Origin of the sequence: Streptomyces canus (assembly GCF_030815415.1) — a bacterium.
Lineage (GTDB): Bacteria > Actinomycetota > Actinomycetes > Streptomycetales > Streptomycetaceae > Streptomyces > Streptomyces canus_F.
Window position 1 is genome coordinate 2,266,101 of record NZ_JAUSWW010000001.1, and the last position, 18,696, is coordinate 2,284,796.

Annotated in this window: 23 protein-coding genes and 1 pseudogene; 4 read left to right on the forward strand and 20 right to left on the reverse strand. The window is 71.5% G+C overall.

Annotation, left to right across the window (positions count from 1 at the left end):
* Positions 1–12: 12 nt before the first annotated feature.
* The 13 genes and pseudogenes from QF037_RS10590 to QF037_RS10650 all read right to left on the reverse strand — a co-directional run bounded on the left by QF037_RS10590 (position 13) and on the right by QF037_RS10650 (position 9,664).
* A complete protein-coding gene (locus QF037_RS10590) occupies positions 13–309 on the reverse strand; it encodes a gas vesicle protein K (RefSeq protein WP_307023941.1) in 297 nt (98 codons plus the stop codon).
* A pseudogene (locus QF037_RS10595) lies at positions 306–495 on the reverse strand (gas vesicle protein). Before QF037_RS10595 ends, QF037_RS10590 begins: the two are co-directional and overlap by 4 nt.
* Positions 492–1,256, reverse strand: a complete 765-nt coding sequence (locus QF037_RS10600) for a GvpL/GvpF family gas vesicle protein (protein WP_307023942.1) — start codon at positions 1,254–1,256, stop codon at positions 492–494. Before QF037_RS10600 ends, QF037_RS10595 begins: the two are co-directional and overlap by 4 nt.
* Complete coding sequence (locus QF037_RS10605; RefSeq protein ID WP_307023944.1) at positions 1,256–1,582, reverse strand: gas vesicle protein; 327 nt, start codon at positions 1,580–1,582, stop codon at positions 1,256–1,258. The genes QF037_RS10600 and QF037_RS10605 overlap by 1 nt, the downstream gene beginning before the upstream one ends.
* Positions 1,579–2,685 (reverse strand): SRPBCC family protein, encoded by a 1,107-nt coding sequence (locus tag QF037_RS10610; RefSeq protein ID WP_307023945.1) that lies wholly within the window; start codon positions 2,683–2,685, stop codon positions 1,579–1,581. The genes QF037_RS10605 and QF037_RS10610 overlap by 4 nt, the downstream gene beginning before the upstream one ends.
* The gene (locus QF037_RS10615; RefSeq protein WP_307023947.1) at positions 2,682–3,359 is read right to left on the reverse strand and encodes a DNA primase; all 678 of its coding nucleotides are present in this window, start codon (positions 3,357–3,359) and stop codon (positions 2,682–2,684) included. Before QF037_RS10615 ends, QF037_RS10610 begins: the two co-directional genes overlap by 4 nt.
* Entirely contained in the window at positions 3,356–3,619 is a 264-nt protein-coding gene (locus QF037_RS10620) for a gas vesicle protein GvpG (RefSeq protein ID WP_307023949.1), read from the reverse strand. The genes QF037_RS10615 and QF037_RS10620 overlap by 4 nt, the downstream gene beginning before the upstream one ends.
* A gap of 4 nt (positions 3,620–3,623) precedes the next feature.
* Complete coding sequence (locus QF037_RS10625; protein ID WP_307023951.1) at positions 3,624–4,394, reverse strand: GvpL/GvpF family gas vesicle protein; 771 nt, start codon at positions 4,392–4,394, stop codon at positions 3,624–3,626.
* Positions 4,391–4,822, reverse strand: a complete 432-nt coding sequence (locus QF037_RS10630; RefSeq protein ID WP_307023953.1) for a gas vesicle structural protein GvpA — start codon at positions 4,820–4,822, stop codon at positions 4,391–4,393. Before QF037_RS10630 ends, QF037_RS10625 begins: the two co-directional genes overlap by 4 nt.
* A gap of 49 nt (positions 4,823–4,871) precedes the next feature.
* Positions 4,872–5,225, reverse strand: a complete 354-nt coding sequence (locus QF037_RS10635; RefSeq protein WP_307023957.1) for a gas vesicle protein GvpO — start codon at positions 5,223–5,225, stop codon at positions 4,872–4,874.
* 61 nt (positions 5,226–5,286) lie between these two features.
* Positions 5,287–6,213 (reverse strand): non-homologous end-joining DNA ligase, encoded by a 927-nt coding sequence (ligD, locus tag QF037_RS10640; RefSeq protein WP_307023959.1) that lies wholly within the window; start codon positions 6,211–6,213, stop codon positions 5,287–5,289.
* A complete protein-coding gene (locus tag QF037_RS10645; protein ID WP_307023962.1) occupies positions 6,210–8,063 on the reverse strand; it encodes a transketolase in 1,854 nt (617 codons plus the stop codon). The genes ligD and QF037_RS10645 overlap by 4 nt, the downstream gene beginning before the upstream one ends.
* Positions 8,060–9,664 (reverse strand): FAD-dependent oxidoreductase, encoded by a 1,605-nt coding sequence (locus QF037_RS10650; protein ID WP_307023964.1) that lies wholly within the window; start codon positions 9,662–9,664, stop codon positions 8,060–8,062. The genes QF037_RS10645 and QF037_RS10650 overlap by 4 nt, the downstream gene beginning before the upstream one ends.
* A 138-nt stretch (positions 9,665–9,802) precedes the next feature.
* Here QF037_RS10650 and QF037_RS10655 point away from each other — a divergent pair, with 138 nt between their 5' ends.
* Positions 9,803–10,762 carry an LLM class F420-dependent oxidoreductase gene (locus QF037_RS10655; RefSeq protein ID WP_307037096.1) on the forward strand — a complete coding sequence of 320 codons (960 nt, stop codon included), beginning with the start codon at positions 9,803–9,805 and terminating at the stop codon, positions 10,760–10,762.
* Between the two features lie 2 nt (positions 10,763–10,764).
* Entirely contained in the window at positions 10,765–11,856 is a 1,092-nt protein-coding gene (locus tag QF037_RS10660; protein ID WP_307037098.1) for an enolase C-terminal domain-like protein, read from the forward strand.
* A 34-nt stretch (positions 11,857–11,890) separates the two neighbouring features.
* Here the strand turns inward: QF037_RS10660 and QF037_RS10665 are convergent, their stop codons facing one another.
* The gene (locus QF037_RS10665; RefSeq protein WP_307023966.1) at positions 11,891–12,928 is read right to left on the reverse strand and encodes an SDR family oxidoreductase; all 1,038 of its coding nucleotides are present in this window, start codon (positions 12,926–12,928) and stop codon (positions 11,891–11,893) included.
* 3 nt (positions 12,929–12,931) lie between these two features.
* A complete protein-coding gene (locus tag QF037_RS10670; protein WP_307023967.1) occupies positions 12,932–13,453 on the reverse strand; it encodes a phage holin family protein in 522 nt (173 codons plus the stop codon).
* A gap of 94 nt (positions 13,454–13,547) precedes the next feature.
* On the opposite strand from QF037_RS10670, the gene QF037_RS10675 reads away from it, so the two are divergent.
* Both QF037_RS10675 and QF037_RS10680 read left to right on the forward strand, forming a co-directional pair.
* Positions 13,548–14,096, forward strand: a complete 549-nt coding sequence (locus QF037_RS10675) for a hemerythrin domain-containing protein (protein WP_307023969.1) — start codon at positions 13,548–13,550, stop codon at positions 14,094–14,096.
* Between the two features lie 97 nt (positions 14,097–14,193).
* The gene (locus QF037_RS10680) at positions 14,194–14,541 is read left to right on the forward strand and encodes a VOC family protein (protein WP_307023971.1); all 348 of its coding nucleotides are present in this window, start codon (positions 14,194–14,196) and stop codon (positions 14,539–14,541) included.
* Positions 14,542–14,549: 8 nt separating this feature from the next.
* Here the strand turns inward: QF037_RS10680 and QF037_RS10685 are convergent, their stop codons facing one another.
* From QF037_RS10685 to QF037_RS10705, 5 genes are read right to left on the reverse strand one after another with little or no spacing between them, the layout of a single operon-like run.
* Positions 14,550–16,460, reverse strand: coding sequence for a DUF5107 domain-containing protein (locus QF037_RS10685; RefSeq protein ID WP_307023973.1), 1,911 nt, complete (start codon positions 16,458–16,460; stop codon positions 14,550–14,552).
* Between the two features lie 46 nt (positions 16,461–16,506).
* Positions 16,507–17,400 (reverse strand): arginase family protein, encoded by an 894-nt coding sequence (locus QF037_RS10690; RefSeq protein ID WP_307023975.1) that lies wholly within the window; start codon positions 17,398–17,400, stop codon positions 16,507–16,509.
* 5 nt (positions 17,401–17,405) lie between these two features.
* Positions 17,406–17,966: a GNAT family N-acetyltransferase gene (locus tag QF037_RS10695; RefSeq protein ID WP_307023977.1), complete on the reverse strand. Its 561-nt coding sequence runs from the start codon at positions 17,964–17,966 to the stop codon at positions 17,406–17,408.
* Between the two features lie 19 nt (positions 17,967–17,985).
* The gene (locus QF037_RS10700) at positions 17,986–18,228 is read right to left on the reverse strand and encodes a LapA family protein (protein ID WP_307023979.1); all 243 of its coding nucleotides are present in this window, start codon (positions 18,226–18,228) and stop codon (positions 17,986–17,988) included.
* A gap of 58 nt (positions 18,229–18,286) precedes the next feature.
* Complete coding sequence (locus QF037_RS10705) at positions 18,287–18,601, reverse strand: hypothetical protein (protein ID WP_307037828.1); 315 nt, start codon at positions 18,599–18,601, stop codon at positions 18,287–18,289.
* Positions 18,602–18,696 lie beyond the last annotated feature (95 nt).

Genomic DNA, 18,696 nt, shown 5'->3' on the forward strand with positions numbered 1-18,696 from the left:
GTCCGGAGGAGTTCACTCCCGGGGAAGCAGCGGTCCGAGCGGCCCGAGGTCCAGATTCAGGTCCTCGGGCCGCAGTCCGTAGCGCTCGCGCAGCTCGGTCATACGGTCGTCGAGCAGCATCAGGGTGAGCCCGATCCGCTCCTCCTGCTCCTCGGTGAGTCCGCCGTCGTCGAAGCGGCGCAGCGCCTGGCGTTCCATGAGCTGGCGCAGCAGCTCCACCACGGTCAGGACGAGTTTGACGAGGTCGCGCTCGACGGTGTCCGGCTCGAGGTCGAGGCGATTGCGATTGCGGTTTCGGGCCTGGGTCACGAGGATTCCCCCCACGGCGACGGGACGTTCGCGTTCACGGAGCTGATCAGGGCGTTGAGGTCGATGCGGACGAGGTCGACGTCGGCGATGGCGCAGGGTGATGTCGCCGGTGATGACGACCCCGCCGGCCAGCAGCCGGTCCAGCAGGTCCACGAGGGCGATCTCTCGGCGTTCGACGACGGTCACGGCTTCTCCCCCGCGAAGGAATAGGCGGCCCACGGGCCGGTGAGTTCGACCCGCATTCCGGGGACCTCGCCTTTCGTACGGTCGACCAGTTCCACGAATTCCTCGGACACGGCCCGCGGCACGAGATACGCGGCATTGAGCACATTGCGCCCGGCCGCTCCGGAGAGCTTGGCATTCTGCGGCGGGTGCAGCCGGGAGTCCTCGGCGAAGGCGGACAGTGTTGCGTGCAGTCCGCTCGCGAATTCCTCGGCCCGCTGCCACTGGTCCTCGTGCGCCCGCACGCGGGAGCTGCGCCGGCGAAGGTAGTCCCGGCCGCTGGTGGCCTTCGCCGGCTCCTCCGCCGGTGCGTCGTCACCGGGCGGCTCGGTCTCGACGTACACCTTGACGCCCCACTCGACTCGCCCGGTCAGCCGGTCGAGGGTGCGGCAGAAGTCCGCCTCGCGGGCTTCCAGCATGGTGCGGACGCCGCTGTCGTCCCGGAAGACGGTGGCGAGCCGGAGCGGCAGCGGCGTCGTGACGACGGTGAGGGCGTCGATCACGCCCTGGTGGGCGCGGGCGGTCTCGGAGAGCCAGTCCAGGTCCTCCAGGTGTGCGTGGAGCGGGCCTTCGGCGAAGTCCCGCTCCGGCACGTGGCTGACCACCGCGACGAGGTCGTGGTGGACCAGCAGTCTGGGCGGATCGCCCGCCACTCCTGTCAGCTGGGACTGCAGGGGCGCCTTGAAGGGCCGGCAGACGGCATACACGTAACGCAGGCCGGTCATCAGGTCTCCTTCTCGGCTGTGCCGGGCTCCAGCCGGGCGATCCGCTCACGCAACTCGGCGTTCTCCCGGGTGAGTTGGTCACGACGGGCCTTGGTGGACAGGGCGGGGTCGTCCTCCCACCAGTCGATACCCATCTCCTTCGCCTTGTCGACGGACGCGATGATGAGGCGCAGTTTGATGGTGAGGAGTTCGATGTCGAGCAGATTGATCCGGATGTCGCCGGCGATGACCACGCCCTTGTCGAGGACGCGCTCCAGGATGTCGGCGAGGTTCGCGCTGCCGTCACTGCGGCCGTAGGGCTCGGGCAGCCGTCCGGGGGTCGTCATCGACGGCTCCCGCCCTCGGCGTACTCGTATTCCTCCTCGTCCGCGCCTTCCTCCTCGTACTCGCCCTCAGGCTCCTCTTCCAGCTCCTCTTCGCCTTCGGCCTCCTCCAGTTCGTACTGCTCCTTGCCGCCCTCCTCCTCGTCCTCCTCGGCGTACGGGCCGTCCTCCTCAGCTTGCTCTTCCTCGCCCTCGTACGCCTCCTCCTGCTCCTCCTGCCCGGCCTCCTCCTCGGCGACCGCGTCGTCGTGGCTCCGGACGACCTCGCCGTCGCGGATCTCACCGCGCCAGCCGTCCTCGACCTCGCCCTTGAGCGTGACGAAGCGGACGTAGTTCTTGAGGTCGAGGCGGGCCCGGCGGCCCTGGGCGCGCCAGATGTTGCCGGTCTTCTCGAAGAGGCCCTTGGGGTAGTACTCGATCACCAGCAGGACCCGGGTGAGACGGTCGGCGAGCTCGTGGAAGGAGACCACGCCCTTCGTGGTGCCCTTGGCGCCCTCCGAGGTCCAGGCGATGCGGTCGTCGGGGACCTGTTCGGTGGTTTTCGCCTTCCAGCTGCGGTTGGACCAGAAGATCTTCATCTGCCAGTCGGAGGTCGTGTCGTCGGCGCGGTTCGCGCTCTTCACGCCCTTCGCGAAGGTGCTGAAGTCCTGGAACTGGGTCCACTGGTCGTAGGCGGCACGCAGCGGCAGGCCGACGTCGACGTACTCCATGATGACGGTCGGCTTCTTGCCCGCCCCGCCCTTGCGCTTGCCCTTGCCGCCGAGCCCCTTGACGGCGTCGGCCACGTTGTCCTTGACCCGGGTGGCGCCCAGCTCCACGGCGGAGCGCAGCGGTCCCTTGCCCTCGGCGAGCTTGCGCCCGCCGTCGACGGCGAGCTTGGCGAAGCCGGGGCTCTTGCCGTCGGCGATGTCGTTGAGCTTGACCGTGGTCTCGCCGAGCTTGCGGCCTGCGCCGATCAGCAGCCGCTGGGCCTGCGCGGCGAGGTACTCCTGCGCCTCAGCCTTGAGCCGGTCGGTGGCCTCGCTCTGGGCGATACCGCCGAGCGGGCCCGCCTTCTTCGTCGCTCCGCTCGCCGCGGAGGTCGCGGATCCGACGGTGTCGGTCATCGCTCACCGCCTCCCTTCGGCACCCTGGACCTGGCTCCGCGGGCGGCGGTGCGGGCCGGGGCGGTCTTCTTGCCGGTCGTCTTCTTGGCCGTCGCCGCCTTCTTGGCGGCGGTCTTCTTCGCCGGAGCCTTCTTGGCGGGCGCCTTCTCGGCGGTCTTCCTGGCGGTCTTCTTCGCCGGAGGCTTCTTCTCCGCCGCCTTGCGACGCGGCTCGGGCTCCTCCTCTTCCTCCGGTTCCTCGTCCCTGTCCTCGGGCTCCTCGTCCCTGTCCTCGGGCTCCTCGTCCCTGTCCTCGGGCTCCTCGTCGTACTCCTCCTCGGACTCCTCGTCCTCACCGAGGTCCGACGTGTCCGGTACGACGCCCGCGATCTGGTCGCGGACCTCGGCGGTACGCCCGTGCAGCCGGTCGGCGATCGCACCGATCTGCCGCTCGACCATGGCACCCGAGGCCGCCTTGCCGACACCACGCAGGTCCTCGCGCAGCTGGTCGCCGATCTCCTTGAACTGCGGGTTGTCCCGCAGCTGCCCAGACACCAGGTCCGCGAGCGCCCGCGGACTCAACTGCATCCGCTTGCCGGCCACCAACGTGCCGACGGCGAACGCCAGTTTCATCTTCTTCGTACGCCCGAGGACGTATCCGGCCCCTACCGCGAGGCCCAGTCCGAGTCGGTTCATCCTGATGTCCAGTCGTCGGTTCCGGCACGATTGCGCGAGCCGATCTCCAGGCGGTCCAAGAGCTCGTCCTCCAGTCGGTCGAACTCCTCCTCGTCGATCTCCCCCGCCTCCAACCGCTCTTCCAGCCGGCCGAGTTCGGCCCGTATCGTGGCCGGGTCGTAGTAGATGCGTTCCGCCTCGTGCAGCACCTGCCCGATCACCCACGCGCTGCCACGCACCGGGGCGAACGGCAACAGCAGCACCTCGCCGATCAGGCCCACGTCCTCACTCCTTCGAGCTCTCGGCGCCGATCGTGCTGCCCGCGTGCTCGGCGGGGCCGGGCTCGACGAAGCTGTACGGCGGCAGCGGGCCGTTGACCCGCAGTTCCAGGTGGGGGTGGGACTTGCGGACCTGCTCCACCGCAGCCATGAACGCCTCGGCCGATTCGCGGTCCACCAGGAACGACACATTGGCGAGCCAGCCCGTGGACTCGGGACCCGCGCTCACGGCCGTGGCAGCGGACTCCAGCTCGCGCTGCACCTCGGCCGCGTCCTCGGCCTCCCGTGCCTTCACGGCGGAGACGACCATCTCGCCGAGCCTGAGCTTGTCCTCGTAGGAGCCGCCGCTCGCCTGCCGGTTGGCCTCGGTGAGGGCCCGCAGCTCGGGGCTCTCGGCCATCACGCGGTGCAGTACGGCCTCTTCGTCGTGCGTCGCCTTGACGTTGTACTCGACCTTGCCGTCCAGCGTCCGCAGCCGCTCCTGGTAGTGCTCGGCGCGTTCGCCGAGGACGTTGACGACGGTCTCGTCGTCGGGTGCGACGCTGCCGAACCGCATGGGCAGCACACAGCCGTCGGAGCCGGCCTCGGCGAGCACCGCCTGGTGGGCGAGCAGATCCTTGCGCTTGGGCCGCAGCCCCTCGGGCGCATCGCTCACGACGGCCGCGAGATCACCCGCCGTGAGGACGCGCACGGGCCGCGGCGGGTCGCCGACTCCCGTCAGGTCCTCGGACAGCGAGACTCCGGAGCCGCCGATGATGCCGTACACATAGGTGCTCACTCCTGCTCCTCCTTCCGGCGCGAGGCGGTCGACTTGCGGGCGCGCGGCCTGGGCTGCGACTCGCCCTCGCCCTCCTCGCGGGCCTGCTTGAAGGCGTCCGAGACGGTCTGCGCGGCACCGCTCAGCGCACCCTTGGACTTGCCCCGGGCGCCGGACTCGGTGACCTCACCGACCAGGTCGGGCAGTCCGGGACTGCGGTGCGGACCGGCCTCGAGGTCGAGGCGGTTGCACGCCTCGGCGAAGCGCAGATAGGTGTCGACGCTGGCGACGACGACCCGGATGTCGATCTTGAGGATTTCGATGCCGACCAGGGATACCCGTACGAACGCGTCGATCACCAGGCCCCGGTCGAGGACCAGTTCCAGAACGTCGTAGAGGCCGCTGGTGCCGCCCGAGCCGCCGCTCTGTTGTGCCGGGACAACGGTCATGCCGACCGCGCCTCCTTTTCTGTGAGTGTGAGGGGAACGAGAAGGCGACCTAGCGGCCGCCCGCCCTGTGCGAGTCGGCCCGCCCGCGTTCGTAACGGCGAACGCGCCGGTAGCCGGTGAGTTCTCCCTGCGGGTCCAGTTCGACCTGATAGCTCGCCATCAGGCTCATCGTGTCCGGAACCCTGGCGAGCTCGAGGACCTCGACCTCCAGGGACCAGCCGTCCTCCGTCTGTCCGAAGGACGACACCGACTCGGCGGGCATGCCGGTGAGCTCCTCGAGCTGGGTGCGCCCATGACGCAGCACCTGCATGGGGCTCGGCCGGTCTTCCGCGGTGTCGCTTTCCGATCCTTTGCGTGATTCCTGTGAGCTCTGTGTGTCTGATGTGTTTTTTGTGTTCGACATGGCCACCTCTTACTCCGGGTGGCCGTAAGTCCGCTGGCCAAACCTGCGCAACGTAGCCGGGTCAGCCGCGCAACGCGTTGAGCCTGCGCCGGGCGGGGCCGAGGGCGCGGCCCTTGGCCATCACGCCGGCCCAGGGATTGGTGCGGGCCTGCTCGACGGCGTCCTCGATGCTCCAGCGGCGGGCGTCGAGGCCCGGGTCGTCGAGCTGGGTCCAGGACATGGGCATGGCGACAGGGGCGCCCCGTTTCGCGCGGACGGTGAACGGCACGACGGCGGTCTGGGCGTAGCCGTTGCGCTGTACGTCCAGGTAGAGCCGCTCGCCGCGGTCCTTCTTGCGGGCGGCGGTGGTGAACTTCCCGGGGTGGGCGGCGGCGAGGGTGTCGGCGACGTCCTTGGCGAATTCCCGCACCTCGTCGAAGTCGTGGTGCCCCTGCACCGGGACCACCACATGCAGACCGCGCGAACCGGTTGTCATCAGCGCGGAGGGCAGTTTCAGCTCGTCGAGCAGCTCCGCCAGCAGCCAGGCCGCCTCGTGGACCGGCGCGAAGTCGTCGCTGAAGGGATCGAGGTCGAAGACCATCCGGTCGGGCTGCTCCACGCGTCCGACGCGGGACATCCAGCGGTGCAGGGTGAGACAGGCCTGGTCGGCGAGGTAGACCAGGGTGGCGGTGTCGTCGCACACGGTGTGGCGGACGGTGCCGCCCTCCTTGGTCACCTCGACGCGGCTGATCCAGTCGGGATAGCTGTCCGGGGTGTTCTTCTGCATGAACGTCGGGCCGTCGACGCCGTCCGGGAGCCGTTCCAGCATCAGGGGGCGGCCGCGCAGGTGCGGCAGCATGAAGGGGGCGACGGCCCGGTAGTAGTCGACCAGGTCGGACTTGGTGTACTCCTTGCCCGCCCCGTCGCCGGGGAAGAGGACCTTCTCCGGCCGGTGCACCTCGACGGTGCGGCGCCCGGCCCGCACCGTCCGGGTGGCGTCCTCGCTCACCGTACGATCGCCTCCTCCACCAGCAGCCGTGCGGCGGCCGCGATGGACTCGGCGTCGATGCCCGCGGCGTGCAGCTGCTCGTCCGGCGCGGCCGAGCCCGGCATCGTCCGGACGGCCAGACGCACCAGCCGCGGGACGGGCCGCCCGTCGACGAAGGCGTCGAGCACGGCGTCCCCGAGGCCGCCCTCCTCGTGGTGGTCCTCCACGGTCATCAGGCAGCCGGTCTCCTCGGCGGCCCGGCGCAGGGTGAGCCGGTCCACGGGCTTGACCGAGTACAGGTCGACCACCCGGACGGCGATCCCCTGCCCCTGGAGCGCGTCGGCGGCGGCCAACGCCTCGGGCACGGTCACTCCGGCCGCGACGAGGGTCAGCCGGTCCCGGTCGGAGGGGCGCAGCACCTTGCTGCCGCCGACCGGGAACTCCTCGTCGGGCCCGTAGATCACCGGGCTCTTGCCGCGCGAGGTGCGCAGATAGCGGACGCCCTCCAGGCCCGCCATGGCGCCGACGAGGTGCGCGGTCTGGTTGGCGTCGCACGGGTACAGCACGGTCGAGCCGTGCACCGCCCGCATCATCGCCAGGTCCTCCAGACCCATCTGCGAGGGCCCGTCCTGTCCGATGGCGACGCCCGCGTGCGAGCCGACCAGGTTGATCCCGGCGCCGCTGACCGAGGCCATGCGCACGAAGTCGTACGCGCGCGTGAGGAAGGCCGCGAAGGTGGAGGCGTACGGCACGAAACCGCGCGCGGCGAGTCCCACGGCCGCGGCGACCATCTGCTGCTCGGCGATGTAGCACTCGAAGTAGCGGTCGGGGTGTTCCTTGGCGAAGAACTCCGCGCGCGTGGAGTCGCTCACCTCGCCGTCCAGGGCGACGACGTCGCCGCGGGCGGTGCCGAGGGCGGCGAGGGCCTGGCCGTAGGCGTCCCGGGTGGCGACGCCGCCCTCGGCTCCCTTGTCCCAGCGGGGCAGCTCGAGGTGTCCGGCGCGTACGGCGTGCAGCATGCGGGCGGCGGGCGGCTCGTGCACATGGATGCGCAGATCGCGACGGCCGCCGAGTTCGGCGATCGCCTCGTCGGCGTCGGGCAGCGGCTTGCCGTGCAGGCCCTCACGGTCCTGGACGGCCTCGACGCCCTTGCCCTTGAAGGTGCGGGCGAGGATCACGGTGGGCTGCCCGGAGGTGGAGATCGCCTCGCCGTACGCGCGGTCGACGGCATCCACGTCGTGTCCGTCCACCTCGATGGTGTGCCAGCCGAAGGCCTGGAAGCGGCGGGCATAGGCGTCCAGGTCGTGGCCGTGCCGGGTCGGGCCGCGCTGGCCGAGCCGGTTGACGTCGACGATGGCGGTGAGGTTGTCGAGGTGCTCGTGCGCGGCGTGCTCGGCGGCCTCCCACACCGACCCTTCGGCGAGTTCGCTGTCCCCGCACAGCACCCACACCCGGTAGCCGGTGCGCTCCAGCCGCTTGCCGGAGAGCGCGATCCCGACACCGACCGGCAGGCCCTGCCCGAGCGATCCGGTGGCCGTCTCGACCCACGGCAGCCGCCGGGGTGTGGGGTGCCCCTCCAGCCGGCTGCCGAGCCCGCGGAAGGTGGCCAGCTCGGCGTCGTCGATCGCGCCGACGGCTTTGTAGGAGGCGTAGAGGAGGGGCGAGGCATGCCCCTTGGACAGGACGAAGCGGTCGTTGCCGGGGTGGGCGGGGCGGTCGAAGTCGTAGCGCATGTGATGGGCGAGCAGTACGGCCATCAGATCGGCGGCGGACATCGACGACGTCGGATGCCCCGACCCGGCGGCATCGGCGGCGCGGACGCTGTCCACGCGCAGCTGCTGTCCCAGGTCGACGAGTTCGGCGGTGTTCATGAGTCTCCCTCTGCGGGGGTGGCGGGGCGGTCCTCGGGGCGCTTGACAGGGCCGGGGGCGGTGTCGGGGTCCGGGCCGGGTGCCCCGGCGGGGCCGGGGTTCGCGGCGGGCTCGCCGCCGGGCTGGTTCCTGGCCGGTTCGCCTCCCGGCTGGTTCTTCGCGGGTTCGCCGCCGGGCTGGCCCTTGGCAGGCTCGGCGGTCCCTCCGATCCCGGTGGGTCCCTCGCTCGCGGCGCTCTTCGCGGGCTCCTCAGCGGGGCGGTCCCGCACCTGTCCCCGTGCGCTCACGTCCGGCCCCCGCTCCGGCCGCCCCGGCACCCGTGCCAGTTCCGGCGACGCCGTGTCCAACGGCACCGACCAGGACCGGACGAGCCCCAACTGCACGGCCTGGCGCGGGAGTACGGAGTCCAGCAGCCAGTCCGCGGCGACCCGGACCCGGTTGCCGGGCATCGCCGCGAGGTGGTAGCCGCGGGTGACGAGACCGGCCAGCGGCCCGGGCAGCGGGACGCCCAGCGGGTTGGCCGCGGCCTTGGCGCCGCCGAGGTCGACGACGAAGCCCAGGTCACGGTGGCGGTACGCGCGGCGGTCGCCGATCCCCAGCGACGCGGCGACATTCCGTGCCGCGATCTGTCCGTGCCGCCAGGCGTGCTGCGCGGTCATCGGGGTGAAGGAACCGGGGTCGTTCAGATCGGGCACGGCGGCGGCGTCCCCGCAGGCGAACACCTCGGGCCGGCCCGGCACCTGGAGGTACGGATCGACGATCAGCCGCCCCCGCTCCAGGGGCTGCCCGACACCCTCGACCAGCGGATCGGGCCGTACGCCGACGCACCACACCAGCGTCCGCGTCTCGACGAACTCCCCGTCGGTCAGCAGGACTCCGTCGTGCGTGGCCTCCTTCACGGAGGTCCCCATACGGACGTCGACACCCCGCTCCCGCAGCACCCGGTCGGCGGTGCGCGAGAGCCGTTCGTCCATCTCGGGCAGGACGCGCGGCGCGACGTCGAGCAGCAGCCAGCGCGGCCGCACCCCGTCCCGCGGCGGGCGCCTGCGCGCCTGGGCGTCCGTGTACATCTGCCCGTGCGCGGCGACCTCGGTACCGGTGTAACCGGCGCCGACCACCACGAACGTACAGCGGGCGGCGCTGTCCTTCGCACCGCCCGCGAGTTCCATCTGCCGGGTGACGTGATCGCGCAGATACAGCGCCTCGGGCAGTCCCCGGAACCCGTGCGCGTGCTCGGCGACACCGGGGATCGGCAGGAGTTTGTTGACGCTGCCGACGGCGATCACCAGCCGGTCGTAGGGCAGCGTGCCGACACCGCCCTCGGGGTCCGTGTAGCGCACGGTGCGCCCGTCCAGGTCGATGCCGTCGGCCTCGCCGAGCACCAGGCGCACCCGGGGCAGCGTGGCCGAGAGGGACACGGTGACCCGGCGCGGCTCCAGGACGCCGGCGGCGACCTGGGGCAGCAGGGGCAGGTACAGGAAGTAGTCGGTCGGGTTGAGCAGGGTGATCTCGGCCTTGTGCCGGGTGAGCCGGGACAGGGTGCGGGCCGTCCGGTACCCGGCGAAACCGGCGCCGACGATCACGATGCGGGGTCGACTCACAGTGCGCCTCCGGGGCTGTCGCGTACCTCGGGAGCCTTCCGCGTAACCCTGGTCAGGGGGCCCAAACGTGCGCCGGTTTCCGTGGATGCCACCGGGTACCCGGACCGCGTCCCGTCCGTGGAACCACCGGAGGCACCCATGCCCGAGTACGGCTACTTCCTGTCCTGCGAGGAGTTCGGCCCCGCGGATCTCGTCGAGCAGGCGAGGATGGCGGAGCAGGCCGGGTTCCGCTCGCTGTGGATCTCGGACCACTACCACCCGTGGAACGACGCCCAGGGCCAGAGCCCGTTCGTCTGGTCGGTCCTCGGCGCACTCTCGGAGGCGGTGTCGCTGCCCGTGGAGACGGCGGTGACCTGCCCGACCGTGCGCACACACCCGGCGGTCGTGGCGCAGGCCGCGGCGACCACGGCGGTGATGACGGAGGGCCGTTTCCGGCTGGGGGTGGGCAGCGGCGAGGCTCTCAACGAGCACATCCTGGGCCACGTCTGGCCGCCCGCGCACATCCGGCTGGAGATGCTGGAGGAGTCGATCCAGATCATGCGCCGGCTCTTCACCGGCGAGGAGGTCAACCACCACGGCACCCACTACACGGTGGAGAACGCCCGCCTCTACACGGTCCCCGACCAGCCCGTCCCCATCGACATCTCCGGCTTCGGCCCGGCGGCGACCTCGCTCGCGGCCCGGGTGGGCGACGGCTACATCACGATGACGCCGGACGAGTCGATGGTGACCCAGTTCCGCAAGGGCGGCGGGGGCGCCAAGCTGGTCAGCGGCGGGACCAAGGTCTGCTGGGGCACGGACCGCGAGGAGGCGGTACGGACCGTGCACCGGCTGTGGGGGAATCAGTTCCTGCCCGGTGAGATGGCCCAGATCCTGCCCTCGCCGCGCCACTTCGAGCAGCTCCAGCCGCTGGTGACCGAGGAGACGGTGCGTGAGAAGGCGGTGTGCGGGGACGACGTCGACGAGCACGTGGCGGCACTGTCCGCGTTCGCCGACGCCGGTTTCGACCGGGTCTACGTCAACCAGATCGGCCCCGACCAGCGCGGCTTCTTCGACTTCTACCGCACCAAGGTGCTGCCCCAGCTGCAGCAGACATGACGATGAAGCTGCGGCTCCCGGCGGTGTCCGTGTACACGGCGCCGACCGACGCCCCCGAGGCCGACGGCACCTTGGCCTGGCAAACCACGACCATGGTGGTCACCGAGGTGACCGCGGGCGACGCGACCGGCACCGGCTGGACGTACGGCCCGCGGGCGGTCGGCGACTTCCTGCGCGGAGAGCTGGCCCCGCTGGTGGAGGGCCGCGACGCGCTGGACATCCCCGCCGTGCACGACGCGATGTGCAGGTCGGTGCGGAACGCCGGCCGCCAGGGCATCGCCGCCTGTGCGATCTCGGCCCTGGACATCGCCCTGTGGGACCTCAAGGCCCGTCTCCTGGAGGTCCCCCTCACCGGGCTCCTGGGCGCCGCCCGTCGGCGGGTCCCGGTCTACGGCAGCGGCGGCTTCACCACGTACGACGACACGCATATGGCCGCCCAGCTGGGCGGGTGGGTACATGGGCAGCAGATCCCCCGGGTGAAGATCAAGATCGGCGAGAGCTGGGGCCGGGCGGTCCCCCGTGATCTGGCCCGGGTCCGCGCGGCGCGCCAGGTCATCGGCTCCCGTGCGGAGTTGTACGTCGACGCCAACGGCGCGTACACCCGCAAGCAGGCGGTCCGGGTCGGCGGGGTCCTCGCCGAGCTGGGTGTGGGCTGGTTCGAGGAACCGGTGTCGTCGGACGACCTGACGGGACTGCGCCTGGTGCGGGACGCGGTGGTGTGCGATGTGACGGCGGGCGAATACGGCTACGACCTCCCCTACTTCGCCCGCATGATCGCCGCCGGAGCCGTCGACTGCCTCCAGATCGACGCCACCCGCTGTGGCGGCCTGACGGAGTTCCTGCGCGCCGCCGCGCTGGCCCACGCCCACGGCCTGGAGATCTCCACCCACTGCGCCCCGCACGCCCACGCCGCGGCCGCCGCCTGCGTACCCAACCTGCGCCACATCGAGTGGTTCCACGACCACGTCCGCATCGAGTCGATGCTGTTCGACGGGGCGCTGGATCCGACGGGCGGTACGGTCCGGCCGGTGACGGGCATCGGTCACGGGCTGACGCTACGGGTGGAGGAGGCAAGGGAGTTCAGGGTCGCCTGACGCCGTACGTCGAGTTCAACGCTGTACGTCGCGTTCAACGCCGTACGAGACGGGCGAGCCTGCGGGCCGCGAGCGCGCCCGCACCCACCACGAGAACCTTCCCCACCTGACCCCGCCTGAGGGACATCCACTCCTGCCGGCTGACCGGACGGGACTCCTCGTCGAAGCGCCCGTGCGCCCCGAAGTCGTGACCGTGCGGGCCGTCGGCCGGACTCCACAGGTTTCCGGTGGCGCCGTGCGCCCCCTCGTCCTGCTGTGCCTCGAACGCGGTCCGCGCCAGATAGCGGTCCAGCACCCCGGGCACCACGGCGTTGGCGATCAGCGTCGCCGCGGTGGAGCCGCCCACCCAGTACTCCCGCCGCCGTCCATGAGCCGCCGCATGCACGACCGCGCGGGCCGCCACCTCCGGCTGGTACACCGGTGCGACGGGCCGGGCCCGTCCCGGCATCCGGTTCAACACCCAGTCGAACTGGGGGGTGTTGACGGCGGGCAGCTGCACCATCGTCGTACGGACACCACTGCGGGAGTGCAGCAGCTCGCAGCGCAGCGACTCGTTGAAGCCCTGGATGGCGTGCTTGGCACCGCAGTACGCCGACTGGAGCGGAATGCCGCGGTACGCGAGCGCCGAGCCGACCTGCACGATCGTGCCCCGGTCGCGCGGCAGCATGTGCCGCAGCGCGGCCCGGGTGCCGAACACATAACCCAGGTACGTCACTTCGGTCACCCGGCGGAACTCGTCCGGGGTGATCTCCGTGAACGGCGCGAAGACCCCGGCGAAGGCGTTGTTGACCCACACGTCGATGTGGCCGAACGCGTCGGCGACCTTCTGCGCCGCGTCGTCGACCGCCTTGGCGTCGGCCATGTCCACGGTGACGACGAGCGCCTCACCTCCGACGCGCTGCACCTCGTCCGCCGTCGCGGCGAGGCCCTCGCGTCCCCGGGCCAGCAGGGCGACCCGGTCGCCGCGGGCGGCGAAGGCCAGGGCCGTGGCCCGCCCCACGCCGCCGCTGGCCCCGGTCACCACGACGGCCCTGCCCCGACGGGGCAGGGCGTTCCGCAGCCGTTCCACCACGCATCACGCCCGGTGGTGCGGCTGTTCGGGGTCGATGTCGTCGGGACGCGGCGGTACGCCGGGGCCGGGCATTCCGGCTGCCGGTGTGCCCGCGCCGGGCGCCCCGGTCGCTCCGCCCGCGCCGCCGGGCGCGACGGGCGGCACCGGCGGATACGGCATGCCGGTCCCGCCGGGCGGGGTGGCCGGTGCGCTGCCGCCGACGACGTGGTCGCTTCCCGGCGTGTGCCGGGACGCGGAGGGCCGGGCGGCGCCGCGCAGCACATAGGCGACAACCCCGAGGATCGCCGCGGTGATCAGCGCGGCGGCCCAGTCCGGCAGGCCGAGGGCGAGGGCGAGCCCCACGGCCAGCGCCAGGGCGGCGCCCGCGTAGAGGGCGACGGCGCCGGACGCGGCGTACAGCATGGCCTTGCGGCGCTGCTTGCGCGTCTGCTCGCGCAGTTCCTCGCGTACGGTCTCGCGCGTCACCTGGGCCAATTCCTCGACCAGGTGCTTGTCCAGATGCTCAAGATGATCCAAGCGGTCCATGGCCGACGGGTACCCGTACACCCGTACGCATAACGCGGTCCGTCACGGCCACCCGTACGGCAACGCACCCCTACAGGAGGAAGAAGAGAAGAGGATGACCGAGCGCACCGACGTAGTGGAGCTGCTCAAGGCGCAGCACACCCGGATCCGAGAACTGCTCGACGAGGTGGCGGCCACCAAGGGCGACGAACGGAAGCACGCCTTCCATGACCTCGTCCGCCTCCTCGCGGTGCACGAGACCGCTGAGGAAGAGGTCGTCCATCCCTTCGCCCGCAAGAACATCGACGGCGGTGAACTCGTCGTCAAGGACCGGATCGAGGAGGAGGAGAAGGCCAAGCGGGTGCTGTCCGAACTGGACGACATGGACCCCGACTCGGCCCAGTTCCTCGACACGTTCGCGGCTCTGCGCGAGGACGTGCTCACGCACGCCGCCAACGAGGAGCGTCACGAGTTCGCGCACTTCCACAAGGTCGCCGACCGCGGCAGGCTGGAGAACCTGGCCCGTGCCGTGCAGGCCGCCGAGGCCTTGGCACCGACCCGCCCGCACCCGGGCACCGACAGCGCGGTGAAGAACGTGGCGGTGGGTCCGGTCGCGGCCGTCGTCGACCGCACACGGGACATCGTGCGCAAGGCCATGGGCTGATCCACTGACCCACTGAGGCATGCGTGTCCGGCGGCCGGGGTGCGGGGATCGCGTGAAACGATCTCCTGCGCCGGCCGCCCCTATTAGGCTCGTCCGCATGGACATTCTGGGAGCCACGCTGCGCGTCTGCGTCGACGACCTGGAGACCGCGGTCCCCTTCTACGAACGCCTGGCCGGCGGCCCGGCCCTGCGCTTCGAGCGCGGCGGGGTCCAGGTGGCCGCCGTGGGCTGCTTCCTCCTGATGAGCGGTCCCGAGGCGGAGTTGGAGATCCTGCGCAAGGTCGCGGCCACGATCGCCGTCAAGGACGTCGACGAAGCCCATCGGGTACTAACCGAACTGGGCGCGCACGTCATCGCGGGGCCGGTGGGGACACCGGCCGGGCGCAATCTGATCGCGATGCATCCGGACGGCGCGGTGTACGAGTACGTGGACCGGCGGGCGTAGACCGGGGGTCACCGCATACGGAAGTCGTAGCGGTCCGGGAGCGGTTCGTCGCTGACCCGCTCCCACAGCCGCCCGACGGCCTCCGCGCCTTCCCTCAGATCGGCGACCTCGAAGCCCTCCTCGAACACGGCCCGCGCCTCCTCCCGCCTGCCCTCGGCGACCAGCAGCCCGGCCTCGATGAACCGGAACCGCCCGCGGGCCCGCGTCGCGGGACGCAGCCGCGCCCACACCGACCGCGCGTCCCGCGTACGCCCCACCGCGAGCAGCGCCTCGATGGCCTCGCGGCCGAGCGCGGCCATGGCCGCCGTCCAGGCCTCCCCCGCGTCGCGCCGCTCCCGGCACAGGTCGTCGAAGGCCTCGGCGTACCGGTCGGCGGCCCGCTCACGGTTGCCGACCTCCTGGTCGAAGACGGCCAGGCAGCGCAGCAACGGCCAGACGGACGGGGCGAGTTCAAGGGCCCGCTCCCAGCTCCGCACCGCCTGCGCCCGGTCGCCCGCATGCCACTGGGCGACGCCGAGATGGTACTCGCCGTGCGGGCCCGCGGGCGCGGTCTCCAGCATGTCCCGCCAGTGCGGGGCGACGAGCGTCTCGCCGGGCGGCCGCACTGTGCGCGGCTCCGGCAGCGCTCCGGCCCGCAGCAGCTCCAGCCAGGGTTCCTGCGCCTCGCCGAGGGTGCTGTCGTCGAAGGGCGTGCCGGGCAACTTCAGGTCGGCGCACAGCACTTCGAGGGCGCCCCAGCCGGAGCCGGTGGCCAGGATCTCGCCGGGTGCGGTGTCGGCGTGCGGTTTCCAGGCGGCGTACGCGGCGTCGACGTCGGCGCGTGGGAGCACGGCTTCGAGCCGCTCCTCCGCCTTACCCGCCTGTGCCGGGGAGTTCAGCGGCCCGTACGCCTCCAGCCACGACACCTCGCTCTCCGGGTCCAGCCGTGCGTGCTCCAACTGCGTGCGGGCGAGGCCCGCCTGGATCTCGCAGTAGTCTTCGGTGCCGGGTTCGGTGAGCCATTCCTGCCAGCGTCGCCCGCCCGGCCCTGATCCCCAGACGAACAGCTTGCGTCCGCGCAGTACGTCGGTGGACGTCTGCACCAGTCCGTGACCGTCCTCGTCGAGGGCGGCGATCCAGCGGCGCCGGGCATCGGGTAGGTCGTAGAAGTAGTCGGCCGCGTGCGGGAGTTGCCGGATCTCCTCGTACGACGGCACGGGCACCGTCCGCAGTCGTCGCTCGTATCCGAAGTACCAGGCCTCCTGCGCCGGTGCGAGGACCCGGCGTCGCTCCGGCACGGCGATGTTGGACCACCAGTACGTCGGCACCGGTTTCTCGTGCGGATTGCGGATGCGGACGCCGACGTACAGGAAGTCGGAGCCGTCCGGCAGCCAGAGGTCGACCTGGAAGGGCAGGTCGCGCAGCCGTTCCCACTCCCACAGGCGCAGCATCTCTCCCCCGTCGGGGGCGGTCACGCGGGCGGCGTGCAGGGGTGCGCAGGCGAGGGTGGTGTGGCCGGTGGCACCGATGTTCCATTCGATGCCGCCGGAGAACCAGGCGCCGTTGAGGGCGAACGCGGCGGGCTGGAACACCGGGTTGCGGTACAGGAGTTCGCGCTCGGACGGCTTGTGGAGGAGGGAAGCGATCCGGCCGCCGAGACCGGGGAGCACGGTGGCGCGCAGCCGGTCGTTCTCGATCACGAGGGCATCGACCCCGCGCGGCGCGCGCACCCGCTCGTAGCCGTCCCGCAGGTGCACGGGAAGCAGGCTGCGCAGGGGCTCGTAGCCGATCTGGCGGGCCATGTCCGGGGGCAGGTCGTCGCGGTCGTCGACGCGGTGGAGCTCGTCGAGCGGCCGCAGCGGGGGCAGGGGGTTGTCGGGCCCCAGCTCCGCGGCGGGCAGCGTCAGTACCTCACGTCGGATCGTCGTCACGATCGCCATGGAAGCCGCTCGCCGGGGAGCTGAACAGGGGCACTACAGGTCAGGATTACGCAAAGGCGGACACCACGATGTCGGCGAGGAGGGCGCCCGCCGTGCCGTCCGGGTCGAGATCGGGGTCGTAGATGGTGACGTTCAGCCCGACGCAGTGCGCGGAAGCGAGCAACGGCCGCAGCAGCTCGACGAGTTCGCCGGGCAGGAGTCCGTCCGGGTCGGGGCTGTCCACGGCCGGCATGACGGACGGATCGAGGACGTCCGCGTCCAAGTGCACCCAGAATCCGTCGAGTTCGGGGATCTCGAAGGCTTGGGCCGTGGCCCGGGCCAGGGCGTCCGCGCCCCACTCGCGGATGTCCCCGACGGTGACGACGGGGATCTTGAGGGCGGCGAGTTCACTGTGGTCGTCCTCGAACGCGTCGCGGTTGCCGAAGAGCCGTACGTCCTCGTCCCTCAGATACGGCTTCAGCCCCTCCAGGTTCGTCAGGTCGTCCTGCCCACGCCCCGTCGCCAGCGCCATCTCCTCACCGCCGGCCGCACCGATCCGCTCGGAGTTGCCGGGGTGGCGGAAGTCGGCGGAGGCGTCCACGGCGGCCAGGCCGTACCGGCCGAGGCGGCGCAGCGCGAGGGAGGCGCCGAGCTGGATGGAGCAGTCACCGCCGAGCACCACCGGGAACTCCCCGGCGCGCACATGGCGTTCGATACGGTCGGCGAGCTTCACCGTGTAGGCGGCGATGGCGGCCGCGTTGAAGACGCCGTCGCCCTCCTGCCAGTCCCCCCGGTCGTAGCGCGGCGGCACCACCACCCCGCCCTCCAGCGCGCCGAGCCGCTGGACGATCCGCTGCTCGCGCAGGGCACCGGCGAGCTTGTAGCAGCCCGGGACGGTTCCCGGCGCGGGCGGACGCAGCCCGAGATTGGACGGGGCATCCAGCACCACCCTGGTACGCATCGGCCTCACTTCCGGATCATCTCGGCGGTGACGGCCCACCGCTCGTGGTCCCGCCATGCCCCGTCGATGTAGAGCATCTTCGGCGAGAAGCCCTCCCGGCGGAAGCCGCAACCGCGGGCCAGGGCGATCGAGGCGGTATTGGCCGGCTGCACGTTGATCTCCAGCCGGTGCAGCCGCATCCCACCGAAGGCGTAGCGCACGACCAGCCCCAGCCCCTCCCGCATCAGACCGCGCCCGGCGGCATGCGCGAAGGCCCCGTATCCGAGCGCCCCGCACAGGAAGGCGCCCTCGACGATGTTGTTGATGTTGATGAACCCGGCGACGGCCCCCTCGCCGTGCCCCCCGTCCTTCTCGCAGACCAGGAACCCCGCCTTGGTCGGGTCCTCGATCAGCCGGCCCGCGTACGCGGTGAACGCGTTGGCGTTGTCCGGCGGGAAGAGCCAGGGTTGGTGCAGTTCCTTGCTCTCCCGGGCCCGGGCGGTGAACTCGGCACCGTCCTCGTAGGTGATGTGGCGTATGCCCACGCGGGGGCCCTCGACGAGATAGCGGGACGCGGTGTGCGGCATCCCGTCACCCTACGACGGACTAGCGGCGGCGCTTCATGAAATACGCCCCGCACAGGGCGCCGATGACGCCGGTGGCCAGCAGCGCCATCCACAGGGGCATCGTCACCTCGGGGATCAGCAGTCTGATCCTGGTGGCGCGGGTGTTCTCGAAGATGAAGATCAGGGCGAGGACGGCAAGCAGCAGGACGACCGCCCGGGCGGGCGTCACGGGGCCGCCCTTGCCGCTGGTGGCACCGACGCTCTCGGAGGTCTTCGGGCTCATGCGACCAGGGTGGGCCCGAAGACCCGGCCCCGCGCGGCGGGGCCACCCACCGGGTGAATCAGCCGCCGGCCACCGGCAGCTCCAGCACTCCGGTGTTCCCGGGCGAGCTGACCACGGTCACCGGTTTGATCCCCCGGTTGCCGACGTAGGCGTCGTCACTCGCCGCGACTTTGGTGGCGAGCAATGCGGGGGCGCGGCCGGCACCGGTGGGCCGGTACAGATCGGCGTCGATCGTGCAGGTGCGGTCGCCTGCCCGCACGGTGAACTTCAGGGCCGTGACGGTGTACTGGCCGGTGGCGGGGGCGAGGGCGGCGAGTGTGGCACCGAGCAGGAGAGCGAGCGGAACGCGGTATCCGAGCACTCGACGAGACACGAGACCTCCACGCTGAGGACAACTCGGCTTACCGGCCGGTAAGAACCGGCCAGTGGTCAGGGTGTGACACGTGTCAAAGGAGGTCAATCACCGGG

What these genes read in the sequence shown, in the direction of transcription:
- QF037_RS10680 (WP_307023971.1), top strand. Translation starts at nt 14,194, where the DNA reads ATGGACATTCTGGGAGCCACGCTGCGCGTCTGCGTCGACGACCTGGAG.
- QF037_RS10645 (WP_307023962.1), bottom strand. Translation starts at nt 8,063, where the DNA reads ATGAACACCGCCGAACTCGTCGACCTGGGACAGCAGCTGCGCGTGGAC.
- QF037_RS10685 (WP_307023973.1), bottom strand. Translation starts at nt 16,460, where the DNA reads ATGGCGATCGTGACGACGATCCGACGTGAGGTACTGACGCTGCCCGCC.
- QF037_RS10605 (WP_307023944.1), bottom strand. Translation starts at nt 1,582, where the DNA reads ATGACGACCCCCGGACGGCTGCCCGAGCCCTACGGCCGCAGTGACGGC.
- QF037_RS10600 (WP_307023942.1), bottom strand. Translation starts at nt 1,256, where the DNA reads ATGACCGGCCTGCGTTACGTGTATGCCGTCTGCCGGCCCTTCAAGGCG.
- QF037_RS10695 (WP_307023977.1), bottom strand. Translation starts at nt 17,966, where the DNA reads ATGCCGCACACCGCGTCCCGCTATCTCGTCGAGGGCCCCCGCGTGGGC.
- QF037_RS10635 (WP_307023957.1), bottom strand. Translation starts at nt 5,225, where the DNA reads ATGTCGAACACAAAAAACACATCAGACACACAGAGCTCACAGGAATCA.
- QF037_RS10610 (WP_307023945.1), bottom strand. Translation starts at nt 2,685, where the DNA reads ATGACCGACACCGTCGGATCCGCGACCTCCGCGGCGAGCGGAGCGACG.
- QF037_RS10655 (WP_307037096.1), top strand. Translation starts at nt 9,803, where the DNA reads ATGCCCGAGTACGGCTACTTCCTGTCCTGCGAGGAGTTCGGCCCCGCG.
- QF037_RS10700 (WP_307023979.1), bottom strand. Translation starts at nt 18,228, where the DNA reads ATGAGCCCGAAGACCTCCGAGAGCGTCGGTGCCACCAGCGGCAAGGGC.
- QF037_RS10675 (WP_307023969.1), top strand. Translation starts at nt 13,548, where the DNA reads ATGACCGAGCGCACCGACGTAGTGGAGCTGCTCAAGGCGCAGCACACC.
- QF037_RS10630 (WP_307023953.1), bottom strand. Translation starts at nt 4,822, where the DNA reads ATGACCGTTGTCCCGGCACAACAGAGCGGCGGCTCGGGCGGCACCAGC.
- QF037_RS10660 (WP_307037098.1), top strand. Translation starts at nt 10,765, where the DNA reads ATGAAGCTGCGGCTCCCGGCGGTGTCCGTGTACACGGCGCCGACCGAC.
- QF037_RS10690 (WP_307023975.1), bottom strand. Translation starts at nt 17,400, where the DNA reads ATGCGTACCAGGGTGGTGCTGGATGCCCCGTCCAATCTCGGGCTGCGT.
- QF037_RS10615 (WP_307023947.1), bottom strand. Translation starts at nt 3,359, where the DNA reads ATGAACCGACTCGGACTGGGCCTCGCGGTAGGGGCCGGATACGTCCTC.
- QF037_RS10670 (WP_307023967.1), bottom strand. Translation starts at nt 13,453, where the DNA reads ATGGACCGCTTGGATCATCTTGAGCATCTGGACAAGCACCTGGTCGAG.